Below are 15,002 nucleotides of genomic sequence, written 5' to 3'. Positions count from 1 at the left end.
AATGACACGTGACGACGCCTTAAAGGTCTATGATATTTTAGAGGAAACATTTCCCGATGCCCGTGCGGAATTGAATTATACGACGCCGTATGAACTTTTAGTGGCGACCATTCTTTCCGCCCAATGTACCGATGTTCGGGTCAACAAAGTGACGAAGGTGCTCTTTGAAAATTACAATACGCCGGAAAAAATGGTGACCCTTTCACAAAAGGAAATGGAAGATTACGTACACAGTTGCGGCGTCTATCGAAACAAGGCGAAAAACATTTTAGCGGCGTCGCGAATTATTTTAGATCGCTACCACGGCGACATTCCCGATACCATCGAAGGCTTAATGACCCTTCCCGGTGTAGGGCGTAAGACGGCCAATGTGGTGGCATCTAATGTATTGAACATTCCCGCCATCGCCGTGGACACCCATGTGTTTCGCGTGTCCAATCGCCTGGGGCTTGCCGATGCAAAAAATGTCGATGGGACGGAAAAGCAATTGATGGACATTTGGCCGGAAAGTTGTTGGAGCAAAGGCCATCATCTCCTTATTTTCTTAGGACGGCGCATTTGCAAGGCGCAAAACCCCCTTTGCGAGGAATGCCCTTTGACGATCTATTGCAAAAACTATCAAGGCGAGGTAGCCAATGGCTAAAAATTATTTTGATTTACGAAATCGTAAGCGACAGCAACTTGTGCGGAAAAAAAGAATCAAACAATTGGGCGGGATCCTATCTATCATCATCGTCCTTTCTATTGCCGTGGCGTGCGTGCCGCTAACGGGGCGTATTAGCCCGGGCATTCAGTACGAAGGGGTGAAGTTGGGCTTTTTAACAGAAGAGTCTGCGAAGAAAAAGCTTGAAAAAGCGCAAGACAGTTTTAAAAATCAGGACGTGGTGTTGACCCACGGCAAGTGCAAGGGAAAGACGAGCGCCGGCATGCTCGGGCTGTCTTTTTCACCGGAAGCGGTGGCGAAAGAGGCCGTGGCCACGAGCCGCAAGATACCCTTTATAAAACGGCCTTTGATCGCCGTCACAAGAGAAAAGGTAGACGTTCCCCTTTCTGTGGACAAGGCGGCTCTTTTAAAAGGACTCCAAACCTTAAATGGAACACTGTACGAGGGAGCAAAACCTGCCCGCGTCTTTTTGCGGGGAGGGAAAGTCGTCGTGGAAAACGGCGAAGTGGGCGAGGGCATCAATCTTGAGGACGCCGCCCTTTCCCTTTCAAAGGGAATCGACAAGCCGGTGGAAGTAAAGGTGGAAAAAGTATCGCCTGCCGTGTCGGCAGAGGCCCTTCGGGGAATCGATACCGTGCTCGCCACATGGAGCACAGATTACAATCCCGGCGACAAAAATCGCGCCGTCAATGTAGAGCGCGGCGCATCCTTTTTTAGGCGTATCGTTTTACAACCCGGCGAGCGGCTTTCCTTTTTGGAAACCATTGGCGGCATTACGAAAGAAAACGGCTTTGTCGAAGGGGAAACTATTTCTGCAGGTATCGAAACAAAAGGGGTAGGCGGTGGTGTATGCCAAGTATCCACCACCATGTACAATGCGGCGGTGCGGGCGAACCTCAACATTTTATCCCGCCACAACCATTCCAAACCCGTGGACTATGCGGCGGAGGGAACGGACTGCGCCGTAAGCGACGGGTACAAGGATTTTATTTTTACAAATCCCTACCAAACGCCGATTTATATCGATACGAAAGCGGACGGCCACCACGTGGTGTGCACGATCTTCGGCCATGGCGCCGAAAAACCATACGTCATCGATCTTTTGCCCGAGCGGATTAGAACTATTCCTGCCGGAGAAAATTGGCAGAATACGCCGGAGCTTAAAAAAGGCGAGGTTAAGGTCGTTCAAAAGCGAGAAGACGGTTCTTTTTATAAAACCTATAAAGTTTATAAGCAGGGAAATCGGGAGATTAAAAGGGAATTGGCCAACACCTCCCGTTATACGCCGGTAGACGGAAAGTATTTAAAGGGAATTTCAGATTAATCCTTGCACTGAACCGTGTCTCGTGTTAATATAATAAATTGCATAATATTAAAAAGTTATAAGGAAACGAAAGCGCAGTTACGGAAGATAATGTATATGTAAGTTACTTGGAGAGAGCTCGTAAGTTAATATTTACACATACATTTTTTATTTTTCGAGAGAACTTAAGGGGTGAGGAATTTAGATGGTACATCCTGTTCAATACGGTAGACGGGAGAGAATGAGCTATTCCAGAATCGACGATGTTTTGGAAATACCGAATCTGTTAGGTGTTCAAACAGATTCTTTCAAATGGCTCATCGACGAAGGCCTCGGTGAAGTATTCCGAGATATTTCGCCGATTGAAGACTTCGCGGGGAATTTAATCCTCGAATTTGTCGATTACTATGTTTCGGAAGAAAAGAAGTACGACTTTGAGGAAGCGAAGGAAAAAGACACAAACTATTCGGCGCCGCTAAAGGTAAAGGTGCGATTAATCAATACCGAAACCGGCGAAGTGAAAGAACAAGAAGTGTTTATGGGCGATTTGCCCCTTATGAGCGACACGGGAACCTTCGTCATTAACGGCGCGGAACGTGTCGTCGTCAGTCAATTGGTTCGCTCGCCGGGGGCTTACTATAAGGAAGAGTTCGATAAGACCGGTAAAAGATTATACTCGGCGACGCTCATTCCCAATCGCGGTGCGTGGCTCGAATTTGAAACCGATGCCCAAGGCGTGGTCAATGTTCGTATCGACCGTACGCGTAAAATCCCCATTACCATTTTGCTTCGCGCCATTGGTGTCGAATCCAATTTGGAGATTACGCGCTTAATGGGCGAATCGGAAGAATTGCTCAAGGTTTTTGAAAAAGATCAAACCAGCAACAAACAAGAGGCGCTTCTTGAAATTTACAAGAAATTGCGTCCCGGTGAACCGCCGACGATCGAAAGTGCGCAGTCATTATTCGAAAACATGTTTTTCGATGCGCGTCGTTACGATATGGCGAAGGTGGGCCGCTATAAATTCAACAAAAAGCTCGCCCTTCGTGAACGTCTGCAAAATCAAGTGTTGGCAGAAGATGTTATCGACGGGGAAACCGGCGAAATCATGGGTAAAGCCGGCGATCGCGTAAGTCGCGAAGAAGCCGTGGCCATTGAAAATGCCGGTATTAATCGCGTCGAAATTGTCATCGACGATCCCAATGAATTAGGGGAAAAGAAAAACATTGTCTTGATCGGCAATAATTTCGTCGACACCGACAGCTTGGATTTAGACATCGACTTTGAAGCCCTCGGCTTTAAAGAAAAAATTTACCTGCCCCGCTTACAGGAACTTCTCGACGAATACGAAGGAGAAGAGCTTTTAGCGCGCATAAAATTACATTATAAAGAGCTGACGCCGAAGCATATTTTAATCGATGATATTTTGGCTGCCGTAAACTACGAATTTAACTTGTTCTACGGCATCGGCAAAACCGACGACATCGACCATTTGGGAAATCGTCGCATTCGCTCCGTCGGCGAGCTTTTACAAAATCAATTTAGAATCGGCTTAACTCGTATGGAACGCGTCATCCGCGAACGTATGGCGGTTCAAGATCCCGACGGCGCTACGCCGCAATCCCTTATTAACATTCGCCCGGTAACGGCGGCGATTAAGGAATTTTTCGGATCTTCTCAGCTTTCCCAATTTATGGATCAAAACAATCCTTTGTCCGAGCTGACCCACAAACGCCGTCTCTCGGCACTTGGACCCGGCGGTCTTTCTCGTGATCGTGCCGGCATGGAAGTCCGCGACGTGCACAATTCCCACTACGGACGTATGTGCCCCATCGAGACGCCGGAAGGTCCGAATATCGGTTTGATTACCTCCCTTACCACCTTTGCCCGCATCAATGAATACGGCTTTATTGAAGCGCCTTATCGCAAGGTCATTAAAGGGGAAGGTAAAGTAACGGATCAAGTCGAATACATTACCGCTGACGTGGAAGATGAAAACATCATTGCACAGGCGGATGAAAAGCTGGACGAAAACGGACACTTCATTAACAGTCGTGTTATTGCCCGTGGTTATGGCGGTGCCGTCGACGTTTACAAACGTGAAGACATTAGCTACATGGACGTTTCGCCGCAACAAATTGTCGCTGTCGGTACCAGTATGATTCCTTTCTTGGAAAACGACGATGCTAACCGCGCGCTCATGGGTTCCAACATGCAGCGTCAAGCGGTGCCTTTATTAAAGACCGAAGCGCCTATTGTGGCAACGGGTATCGAATATAAAGCGGCGAGAGATTCCGGCGTCTGCGTTATCGCAACGGAAGACGGAACGGTATCGAAGGTCAGCAGTAATCGTATCGTCCTTACGCCGGACAGCAAAAAGAACGATATCGAATACCGACTCCATAAATTCGAAAAAGCCAACCAAGGCACCACCATCAATCAACGTCCTATTGTAAAAGAAGGACAAAAGGTCAAACGGGGCGAGGTCATCGCCGACGGACCTTCTACCGATCTCGGTGAAATGGCCTTAGGTAAAAATATATTAATCGCCTTCATGAACTGGGAAGGCTACAACTATGAAGACGCTATGCTCATTAACGAAGAACTCGTTATTGACGACGTCTTAACCTCTCTTCACATTGAAGAATACGAATCGGAAGCGCGCGATACGAAATTAGGACCCGAAGAAATCACCCGGGACATTTCCAATGTGGGCGACGATATGTTGAAAGACTTAGATGAAAACGGCATTATCCGCGTCGGAGCGGAAGTCAATCCCGGCGACATCTTAGTCGGCAAGGTAACGCCGAAGGGCGAAACGGAACTTTCCGCAGAAGAAAGACTTTTACGTGCTATCTTCGGTGAAAAAGCGAGAGAAGTGCGCGATACTTCCCTGCGTTTGCCACATGGTGAAGCAGGTATCGTCGTGGACGTCAAAGTGTTCAGCCGCGCCGATGGCGACGAGTTGCAACCGGGCGTTAACGAAATGGTGCGCGTCTTTATTGCGACGAAACGTAAAATTCAAGTAGGCGATAAAATGTGCGGTCGCCACGGGAACAAAGGGGTTATTTCGAGAGTGCTTCCGAAAGAAGACATGCCCTACATGCCCGACGGCCGTCCCATTCAAATCGTGTTGAACCCCTTGGGTGTACCTTCTCGTATGAACTTGGGACAAGTTCTCGAAGTGCACTTGGGCTTGGCGGCGAAGAAATTAGGCTGGCACGTGGCGACGCCTGTATTTGACGGCGCCAACGAACAGGATATTTTCGATACTCTGGAAAAAGCGGGATACTCTGCCGACGGAAAAGTACAACTTCGCGACGGCAGAACCGGCGAAGACTTCGATCACCCGGTAACGGTGGGTTATATGTACATGCTCAAACTTCACCACTTGGTCGATGAAAAGATCCACTCCCGTTCCACAGGTCCTTACTCTTTGGTAACGCAACAACCTTTAGGCGGTCGTGCTCAATTCGGCGGTCAACGTTTCGGGGAAATGGAAGTGTGGGCACTGGAAGCTTACGGTGCGAGCCACACCCTTCAAGAAATGCTGACGGTAAAATCCGACGATATCGTAGGCCGTGTTAAAACCTACGAAGCCATCGTCAAAGGGGAAAACATTCCTCAACCGGGCATTCCCGAATCCTTTAAAGTTCTTATTAAAGAGCTGGAAGCACTGGCCCTTGAAATCCAAGTATTGGACGAAGACGAAAACCCGGTCGACCTTTCTACCGACGATGACGACTTAAACCACTTAGACAGCATGGACGGCAAGATCGACGGAGAAGATGCGGGAGAATTGATCGAAGGCAAGAGCAGTGTCAATGTTCTTGCGGGGATTAAGAAAATCTCCGGCGATGACATTCCGCAAGGCTTTACGCAAGAAGAAGACGAAGAGGAAGAATACGAGTAATTCTTCAGAACGTAGTTCAGACTATTTAAAGAAAGGAGTCATGCTCCTTGAGCAGAAACGAATTATTTCATTCAATTAAAATCGGTTTAGCATCCTCTGAAAAGATCAGATCCTGGTCTTACGGGGAAGTAAAAAAACCGGAAACCATTAATTACAGAACGCTAAAGCCTGAAAAAGAAGGTCTTTTCTGTGAAAAAATCTTTGGTCCCACGAAAGACTGGGAGTGTTCTTGCGGAAAATACAAGCGTCTCCGCTATAAAGGGGTCGTTTGTGAAAAATGCGGCGTCGAAGTAACGAAATCCAAAGTGCGTCGAGAACGTATGGGCCACATCGAATTGGCTGCTCCCGTATCCCACATTTGGTATTTTAAAGGCATTCCCTCCCGCATGGGCCTGGTCTTGGACGTAAGCCCTCGCGCGCTAGAAAAAGTCTTATACTTTGCATCCTACATCGTCACCCGTGTGGACGAAGGTGTACCGGAATTATACGAAAAACAACTTTTAAGCGAAACGGAATACCGCGAATTTAAGCGGGATTACGGCGATAAGTTCGAAGCGAAAATGGGCGCTGAAGCTATTCGCGATATTTTACGCAAAATCGACCTTGATCAAATTGCAAAAGAACTTCGCGATCAATTGGAAGATGCCAGCGGTCAAAAGCGTGTGCGCATTACTCGCAGATTGGAAGTTATCGAAGCTTTTAGAAGCTCCGGCAACAAATGCGAGTGGATGATCTTAGACTGCATCCCCGTTATTCCGCCGGAACTGCGCCCCATGGTGCAATTAGACGGCGGACGTTTCGCCACCAGCGATTTAAACGATCTTTACAGACGGGTTATTAACCGTAACAACCGTCTCCGCAAATTAATGGATATCGGCGCGCCGGAAATTATCGTGCGCAACGAAAAACGTATGTTGCAAGAATCCGTCGACGCTTTAATCGACAACGGTCGTCGCGGTCGCCCCGTTACGGGAGCCGGCAATCGCCCCTTAAAGAGCTTGTCCGAAATGCTCAAGGGGAAACAAGGTCGTTTCCGTCAAAATCTTTTAGGGAAACGTGTAGACTATTCCGGCCGTTCGGTAATCGTCGTCGGTCCGTCGCTTAAATTCTACCAATGCGGTCTTCCGAAAAACATGGCGTTGGAACTCTTTAAACCCTTCGTCATGCGCGAACTGGTCGACCGCGAATTGGCACATAATATTAAGAGCGCGAAACGCATGGTGGAAAGAGTGCGTCCCGAAGTATGGGATGTACTGGAAGAAGTTATTAAAGACCATCCGGTGCTTTTGAACCGTGCGCCTACCTTGCACCGCTTAGGTATTCAAGCCTTTGAACCGGTGCTCGTAGAAGGAAAAGCTATTAAACTTCACCCCCTTGCATGTACGGCATACAACGCCGACTTCGACGGGGACCAAATGGCGGTTCACTTGCCCTTATCGGCGGAAGCACAAGCGGAAGCTCGTCTTCTCATGCTGTCCACCAATAACATTTTGGCGCTTAAAGACGGTAAGCCTATTACGACGCCGTCTCAAGATATGGTACTCGGTATGTATTACCTGACCCTCGATCGCAAAGACAGCGTCAAGGGCGACGGCATGACCTTTATGGACACGAAGGAAATGATGCACGCTTACGAAAGCGGTTGGGTTCATCTCCATTCTCACGTAAAAGTTCGTTGCCATATCGACGAAAACGACAAGCGCGGTAAAATCGTCGAAAGTACGGTAGGCCGCTTCCTCATCAATAAGGCAATTCCTCAAGACTTGGGATTTGTCGATCGTAAAGTAGATCCCTACAGCCTGGAAATCGACCGCGTCATCGACAAAAAATTACTTGGTAAAATCATCGATCGCTGCTATAAACTGCACGATAACTTGGAAACGGCAGAGTTCCTCGATGAAGTGAAGAGCTTAGGCTATCACTACTCCACCGTCGGCGCCATGTCCATTTCCATGGGCGACGTTGAAATTCCCAAGGAAAAACCTGAAATTCTCGAACAAGCGGAAGCCGATGTAGAAAAATACGAAAAGGCATACCGTAAAGGTTTAATCAGTGACGAAGAACGTTACGAACACGTTATCGACATTTGGAACGAAGCGACCGACCATTTGACCAATAAGGTTATGGAAGGTTTCGGAGCGTTAAACAATATTTATATTTTCGCCGATTCCGGTGCCCGTGGTTCGAAAAACCAAATTCGTCAGCTCGCCGGTATGCGTGGTTTGATGGCATCGCCTTCCGGCCGTACCATCGAAGTCCCCATTACCTCAAACTTCCGGGAAGGCTTGGACGTATTGGAATTCTTCATGTCCACTCACGGTTCTCGTAAAGGTTTGGCGGATACGGCTCTTCGTACAGCGGACTCCGGTTACTTGACCCGTCGTCTCGTCGATGTTTCACAACAAGTGACGGTAACGGAAAAAGATTGCGGTACGGAAAGCTACATTGTGGCGAAGGCCTTTAAAGACGGCCGCGAAATGATCGAGGAATTGCACGATCGTATTGAAGGTCGTACATCCTATGAAGATATTCATCATCCGGAAACCGGCGAACTTATTGTCGAAGCCGGTGAAATGATTAGCGGAACGGCAGCCGATGCCATTACAGAAGCGGGTATCGAAGAAGTGAAGATTCGCTCCGTATTAGGTTGCCACTCTGAACACGGCGTCTGCGTTAAGTGCTACGGCCAAAACTTGGCCACCGGTCGTCCCGTCGGCATCGGCGAAGCGGTAGGCGTTATCGCTGCGCAATCCATCGGTGAACCGGGTACACAACTTACCATGCGTACCTTCCACACCGGCGGCGTTGCGGCTGCAGCCGATATTACCCAAGGTTTACCTCGTGTCGAAGAACTTTTCGAAGTGCGTAAGCCTAAAGGTCTTGCGATTATTTCCGAAATCGACGGTACCGTGGACATTCGCGAAACTGCGAAAAAACGCGAAATCGTCGTAACCGGTGACGACGGCGAAAGCAAGGCATACAATGTGGTCTACGGCGCGCGTATTCGCGTGAAACCCGGCGATCACGTGGAAAAAGGCGACGAACTGACACAAGGTTCTGTTTATCCTCAAGACTTGCTCCGCGTCAAAGGCGCAACAGGCGTTCAAGAGTACATCGTAAAAGAAGTACAAAGAGTTTACCGTTTACAAGGGGTAGATATCGACGATAAACACATCGAGGTTATCGTCAAGCAAATGATGTCGAAAGTGCGCGTGGAAGAAGCAGGCGACACGAACCTCTTGCCGGGCAGCATGGTGACGAAAATCGAATTCGAACGCGCCAACGAGGCGGCTCGCGCAGAAGGCTTAAAAGAGGCGACGGCAAGCCCGACGCTTCTCGGTATTACTAAGGCCTCTCTCGCCACCGACTCCTTCCTGTCGGCGGCATCTTTCCAAGAAACGACCCGCGTCTTAACCGATGCGGCCATCGAAGGAAAGCAGGATTACCTCGAAGGTTTAAAAGAAAATATTATTATAGGTCAGCTTATTCCCGCCGGTACGGGCGTGCGTCAAAACGGCACGGTCTACTGGGAGGAAGAGGATCTGAGAAAAGAAAATCTCGACATTCTCGAAGGCATGAACGCATAAAAGGAAAGAGACTTCGCCAAGGCGAGGTCTCTTTTTTGTGCGATGATTTAGAATTTAGAGTTTTGAGAATGAGGGAAAGATTCTACGAAAAGTTGACAATCTTCTCCAAATAGTTTACTTTAAATTGATCTGGTATTTAAAACTAGATAATGAGATTTAGGAGATTAGATCATGAACCGTTTTCAGAACTTAAAAAACTTCAAAAAAATCAGCTGGGAAAGCATTCCGGATTACGGGCTGTATTCCATGCAGTTATTGGATTATCTTGACGAGCATTTGCTTTCGTTCTTCCCGAGTACCCTCAGTCTAAGTCAAAGTATGATTAACAATTACGTGAAAAAAGAAATTCTGCCGAAGCCTGTCAACAAGAGATATGGCAGAGAACATATCGGTATGTTGATCGTCATCGTCGTGTTAAAAGAAGTCATCCCGCTGGAAGGAATTAAAGAAGGCATGGAACTTCAACTGGACATTATGGGAATCGAAAGGGCCTACAATGAATTTTCCGAGATTTTAGAAAAGACGCTTAAGAATATCCTCGGTGCAATAGAAAAGGGAAACGGATTAGGTTCCGATGCACTTGAAACGAATTGGGAAAACATAGCGTTGGCCATTGCGGTCAAAGCGTTTTGCTATCAAACCGTCACCAAAGAAATTCTAAAATCGAAGGGAATATACAACAGGGAGAACATCAATGAATAAAATTGCCATACTGACAGATTCGGCGAGCAATATAAATGAAGACATGGCCAAGGGAATATTCGTCGTACCCCTCTATGTTAATTTTCGCGAAGCGTCGAAAAAGGATTTGCTGGAAATAACTCCGGAAGAGCTCTATGAGAAAATAGAAAAAGAAGAACCGACGACGTCCGCTCCCGCTATAGACGACATCGTCGAAAAAATTGAATCGGCGAAAAGGAAAGGTTTTGAAAAAATTATCGCCGTAGGGGCGTCTCAAACTCTTTCGGGGACGTACAATGCCATGAGACTCGCCCTCGAAAGCCAAGACATGGAGTATCGCTTAATCGACAGCAAAAGCATTTCCATGGGCGAAGGTTTACTGGCAATGTACGGCCATTATTTAATCGAGAGGGGCGTCGATTTTCATGACGTGGCGGAGCGATTGGAAGAAAAGAAAGGCGATGTACGAGTTTTTGCGACCATCAGCGATCTGACGTACTTAATTCGCGGCGGGCGATTAAATGCAGTGCAAGGTTTCATCGGCGGCACCTTGAGAGTGAATCCGATTTTAACCCTGGATGAAAAGGGAGCCATCGACAAATGTAAATCTGTCGTCGGTAAAAAGAGGGCTCTCAGTTTTATTGTGGAGAAGGCGAAAGAAGATCTGCAAAATCAAGAACATTACTTTTTGGCCGTAGCCTACGCGAAAGATAAAGAGGACACGGATAGGATAAAAGCAAAGTTGTCCGACACCTTCGAGACAGCGGATTTGTATTTAGAAGGCCCCATTACGGCAGTTTTAGGAACTCACGCCGGGCCGAGCGCCTATGTTGTAAGTTACCTTCCGTTTTAGTCGGCAGTCTATCCATTGGCTTTGCGATGCTTTTCCCTATGCAAGAGGAAGGACAACCATGGGCGGGAACTATTTTGTATAAACCATTGGCTAGAAAAGAATTGACAAATAGAATCGTAAAGATTATTATTTACAATAACATTGTAAATAAGGAGGCTTTACATGAAAACAAAACAATTGACGGTGATGGCACTTTACCTCGCCATGATTATCGTAAGCGGGCTTTTCGCCATTCCGACCCCCATGGGTATTCCCATCGTTTTACAGAATATGGTGTGTGCCTTAGGCGGAGCCTTACTCGGAAAAAAACACGGAACCCTCACAGTGCTCGTTTTTATCTTATGTATTCTCATCGGTCTTCCCGTCTTACCCGGCGGTCGTGGCGGCGCGGCCATTTTTGCAGGTGCGACGGGATCCTTTTTCATCGGGTACATATTATCGCCCTATTTTATCGGCCTCGCTATTGAAAAATGCCATCCGAAAACCATTTGGCATTATTTCATAATATTCTGGCTTTTCGGCGCGCTGTTTATTAACCTTACGGGGATTCCGAGTTTAAGCTATCATAGCGGCGGCATCGCCGTTGCCTTTAAGACCATTTTAGGATTTATACCGGGAGATACGGTCAAGGCCATTGCCGTGGCTTGGATTACTGAACGGGTTTTTGCCTCGGGAAAAGTAAAAACTTTGGAAAAACTGTAGAAAAAAGCCGGAAATCGGCTAAAACGCTTGAAAACTTCATTATCAGATGGTATAATACCGGAGTGTAAATCGACTGACTTAAAAACTACCCGATCATCGGGTAGTTTTTAATGAGTTAAAACGATTTGTGCTGTTAGTCATAATTCTTAATAAAAGGAGGTGCACTAAGTGCCTACAATTAATCAATTAGTCAAACAAGGTAGAAAGAAATCTTTGACGAAGTCGAAATCTCCGGCTTTAGGTTTCAACTACGACTCGTTGGACAAACAACTCACAGCTGTTAACTCTCCTCAAAAGAGAGGCGTCTGTGTCGCTGTTCGTACGGTTACCCCGAAGAAACCGAACTCTGCGCTTCGTAAAGTAGCCCGTGTTCGTCTTTCCAACGGATATGAAGTCATGGCTTATATCCCCGGAATCGGCCATAACCTTCAAGAACACAGTGTTGTTTTAGTTCGTGGCGGTCGTGTTAAAGACCTTCCCGGTGTCCGTTACCACGTTGTTCGCGGTTCCTTAGATACCGCCGGCGTTGACGGCAGAAAACAAGCTCGCTCCAAATATGGTGCGAAGAAGCCCAAAAGCAACTAATCATCAAAGAGCACAATCATAAATATAGATGCTCTTGGCACGCGACTTAGGTCGAGTACCTGTGATATTTCTCAGATCCATAGTTAAGGAGGGAAGAGAATGCCAAGAAAAGGACATATTCCTAAAAGAGAGGTCATGCCCGATCCCGTATACAATGATGTTGTTATTACGAAGTTAATCAACAATGTCATGCTCGACGGCAAACGCGGTGTGGCACAAAAAATCGTCTACGGCGCATTGGACGCTGTAAAAGAACAAACCGGTGAAGAACCTTTAGAAGTATTCTACAAGGCATTAAACAATGCTATGCCGGTATTGGAAGTTAAAGCTCGTCGCGTCGGTGGTGCAAACTACCAAGTACCTATGGAAGTGCGTCCCGAAAGACGTCAAACCTTGGGTCTTCGCTGGATCGTGCGTTACGCAAGAGCTCGTGGCGAAAAAACCATGATCGAACGTTTATCGAAAGAAATTATGGACGCATCCAACGAATTGGGCGGTGCCGTTAAACGTAAAGACGAAATGCACCGTGCGGCTGAAGCGAATAAAGCATTCGCGCATTTCAGATGGTAAGAAAGGGGAAATTACGTGGCTAGAGAAGTGGCGCTTGATAAAGTACGTAATATCGGAATTATGGCGCACATCGACGCCGGTAAAACGACGACGACAGAGCGTATCTTATACTACACCGGACGTATTCACAAAATCGGTGAAACCCACGACGGTGGTGCTCAAATGGACTGGATGGAGCAAGAGCAAGAAAGAGGGATCACGATCACCTCTGCTGCTACGACCGCTCACTGGAAAGGTTATCGACTCAACATTATCGATACTCCGGGCCACGTTGACTTTACCGTAGAAGTTGAACGTTCCCTTCGTGTTCTCGACGGTGCCGTTTCGTTGTTCGACGCTAAAAGCGGTGTAGAACCTCAATCGGAAACCGTATGGAGACAAGCGGACCGTTATCACGTTCCGAGAATTGCACATATTAACAAAATGGACGTTACCGGCGCGGATTTCTTCCGTTCCGTTCGCACCATTGATGAAAAATTAAGCGGTAACCCGGTTCCCATTCAAATCCCCATGGGCGCAGAAGATACTTTCATCGGTATGATCGACTTGGTCAAGATGGAAGCCGAAATCTACAAAGACGACATGGGAACGGAAATTGAAATCACTGACGTTCCGGAAGAATACAAGGCACAAGCCGACGAATGGCGCGAAAACCTGATCGAAAAAGTCTCCGAATATGACGAAGACTTAATGATGGCTTACCTCGAAGGCGAAGAAGTCACAGAAGAAATGATCAAACGCGCTATCCGTAAAGGTACCTTGGCCGTCGAAATGACGCCGGTAACCTGCGGTTCTTCCTATAAGAACAAAGGTGTACAATTACTGCTCGATGCGATCGTCGATTATTTACCGGCTCCCGTCGACATTCCGTCGATCGTCGGTATCGATCCCGCAACGGGAGAAGAAGAAGCTCGCCACGCAAGTGACGAAGAACCCTTCTCCGCATTGGCATTTAAGATTGTAACCGACCCCTATGTAGGTAAACTTTCTTACTTCCGCGTTTACTCCGGTACCCTTAAAGCAGGTAGCTACGTCTACAACTCCAGCAAGGGCAAGAGAGAACGTGTGGGCCGTATCCTTTTAATGCACGCCAACAAGCGTGAAGAAGTAGAAGAAATCTACGCAGGTGAAATCGCAGCGGCCGTCGGCCTTAAAAACACCTCCACAGGTGACACACTTTGCGATGAAAAAGATGAAATCATCCTCGAAAAAATGGAATTCCCGGAACCGGTAATTTCTGTAGCGATTGAACCGAAGACCAAAGCGTCTCAAGATAAAATGGCCATCGGCCTTCAAAAGCTTGCAGAAGAAGACCCGACATTCCGTACCTATACTGACGAGGAAACCGGCCAAACCATTATCGCCGGCATGGGCGAATTGCACTTGGATATTATCGTAGACCGCTTGCTTCGTGAATTTAAAGTAGAAGCAAACATCGGTAACCCGAAAGTATCCTACCGCGAAGGTATCCTCTCTTCTGCAGAAGGTGAAGGTAAATTCGTACGTCAATCCGGTGGTCGCGGTCAATACGGCCACGCTAAGATCAAGGTCGAACCCCTCGAAGCAGGTAAAGGCTTTGAATTCGAAAACAACATCGTCGGTGGTGCTATTCCCAAGGAATTCATCGGACCGACACAACAAGGTATCGAAGAAGCTATGCAAAACGGTGTCTTAGGCGGCTACGAAGTACTCGACGTGAAAGTAAGCCTTTACGACGGTTCCTTCCACGATGTCGACTCTTCGGAAATGGCATTTAAGGTTGCCGGTTCCATGGCGCTTCGCGATGCATTAAGCAAAGCAAACCCGGTTCTTCTCGAACCTGTTATGAAAGTTGAAATCGTAACGCCTGAAGAATACATGGGCGATGTTATCGGCGACATCAACTCTCGTCGTGGACGTATGGAAGGTATGGAACTTGTAGCAGGCGCTCAAATCGTAACCTGTTACGTACCCTTGGCTGAAATGTTCGGTTATGCAACCAGCTTGCGCTCCAACACACAAGGTCGTGCAAACTACTCCATGCAATTCGATCACTACGAACAAGTACCGAAAAATGTTTCGGAAGAAGTTCTCAACGGAAAAAACAAAAACAACTAAAATAGGAGGCTTATCATGGCAAAAGGAAAATTTGAAAGAACCAAACC

At 47.3% G+C, this 15,002-nt stretch carries 10 protein-coding genes; all 10 read left to right on the top strand.

Features of this window, described 5'->3' with window-relative positions; all coding sequences use genetic code 11:
- Nucleotide 1 precedes the first annotated feature (1 nt).
- Nucleotides 2–643 carry an endonuclease III gene (gene nth, locus HMPREF1863_RS04035; RefSeq protein WP_068367752.1) on the top strand — a complete coding sequence of 214 codons (642 nt, stop codon included), beginning with the start codon at nt 2–4 and terminating at the stop codon, nt 641–643.
- Nucleotides 636–1,988, top strand: a complete 1,353-nt coding sequence (locus HMPREF1863_RS04030) for a VanW family protein (RefSeq protein ID WP_068367618.1) — start codon at nt 636–638, stop codon at nt 1,986–1,988. The genes nth and HMPREF1863_RS04030 overlap by 8 nt, the downstream gene beginning before the upstream one ends.
- 184 nt (nt 1,989–2,172) lie before the next feature.
- The gene (gene rpoB / locus HMPREF1863_RS04025) at nt 2,173–5,880 is read left to right on the top strand and encodes a DNA-directed RNA polymerase subunit beta (protein ID WP_068367616.1); all 3,708 of its coding nucleotides are present in this window, start codon (nt 2,173–2,175) and stop codon (nt 5,878–5,880) included.
- 47 nt (nt 5,881–5,927) lie between these two features.
- The gene (gene rpoC / locus HMPREF1863_RS04020; RefSeq protein ID WP_068367614.1) at nt 5,928–9,467 is read left to right on the top strand and encodes a DNA-directed RNA polymerase subunit beta'; all 3,540 of its coding nucleotides are present in this window, start codon (nt 5,928–5,930) and stop codon (nt 9,465–9,467) included.
- Nucleotides 9,468–9,638: 171 nt separating this feature from the next.
- Nucleotides 9,639–10,169, top strand: a complete 531-nt coding sequence (locus tag HMPREF1863_RS04015; protein WP_068367612.1) for a DUF1836 domain-containing protein — start codon at nt 9,639–9,641, stop codon at nt 10,167–10,169.
- Nucleotides 10,162–11,001, top strand: coding sequence for a DegV family protein (locus HMPREF1863_RS04010; RefSeq protein WP_068367610.1), 840 nt, complete (start codon nt 10,162–10,164; stop codon nt 10,999–11,001). Before HMPREF1863_RS04015 ends, HMPREF1863_RS04010 begins: the two co-directional genes overlap by 8 nt.
- A gap of 162 nt (nt 11,002–11,163) precedes the next feature.
- Nucleotides 11,164–11,703 carry a biotin transporter BioY gene (locus HMPREF1863_RS04005; RefSeq protein ID WP_068367608.1) on the top strand — a complete coding sequence of 180 codons (540 nt, stop codon included), beginning with the start codon at nt 11,164–11,166 and terminating at the stop codon, nt 11,701–11,703.
- A gap of 168 nt (nt 11,704–11,871) precedes the next feature.
- Complete coding sequence (rpsL, locus tag HMPREF1863_RS04000; RefSeq protein WP_068367606.1) at nt 11,872–12,288, top strand: 30S ribosomal protein S12; 417 nt, start codon at nt 11,872–11,874, stop codon at nt 12,286–12,288.
- A 99-nt stretch (nt 12,289–12,387) separates the two neighbouring features.
- Nucleotides 12,388–12,858 carry a 30S ribosomal protein S7 gene (gene rpsG / locus HMPREF1863_RS03995; RefSeq protein WP_068367604.1) on the top strand — a complete coding sequence of 157 codons (471 nt, stop codon included), beginning with the start codon at nt 12,388–12,390 and terminating at the stop codon, nt 12,856–12,858.
- A 15-nt stretch (nt 12,859–12,873) separates the two neighbouring features.
- Nucleotides 12,874–14,955: an elongation factor G gene (gene fusA, locus HMPREF1863_RS03990; protein ID WP_068367602.1), complete on the top strand. Its 2,082-nt coding sequence runs from the start codon at nt 12,874–12,876 to the stop codon at nt 14,953–14,955.
- Nucleotides 14,956–15,002: the final 47 nt, after the last annotated feature.

The sequence above is a fragment of the Aedoeadaptatus coxii genome, assembly GCF_001553115.1.
Taxonomy (GTDB): Bacteria; Bacillota; Clostridia; order Tissierellales; family Peptoniphilaceae; genus Aedoeadaptatus; species Aedoeadaptatus coxii.
This window is presented reverse-complemented; position numbering and strand designations above follow the sequence as displayed.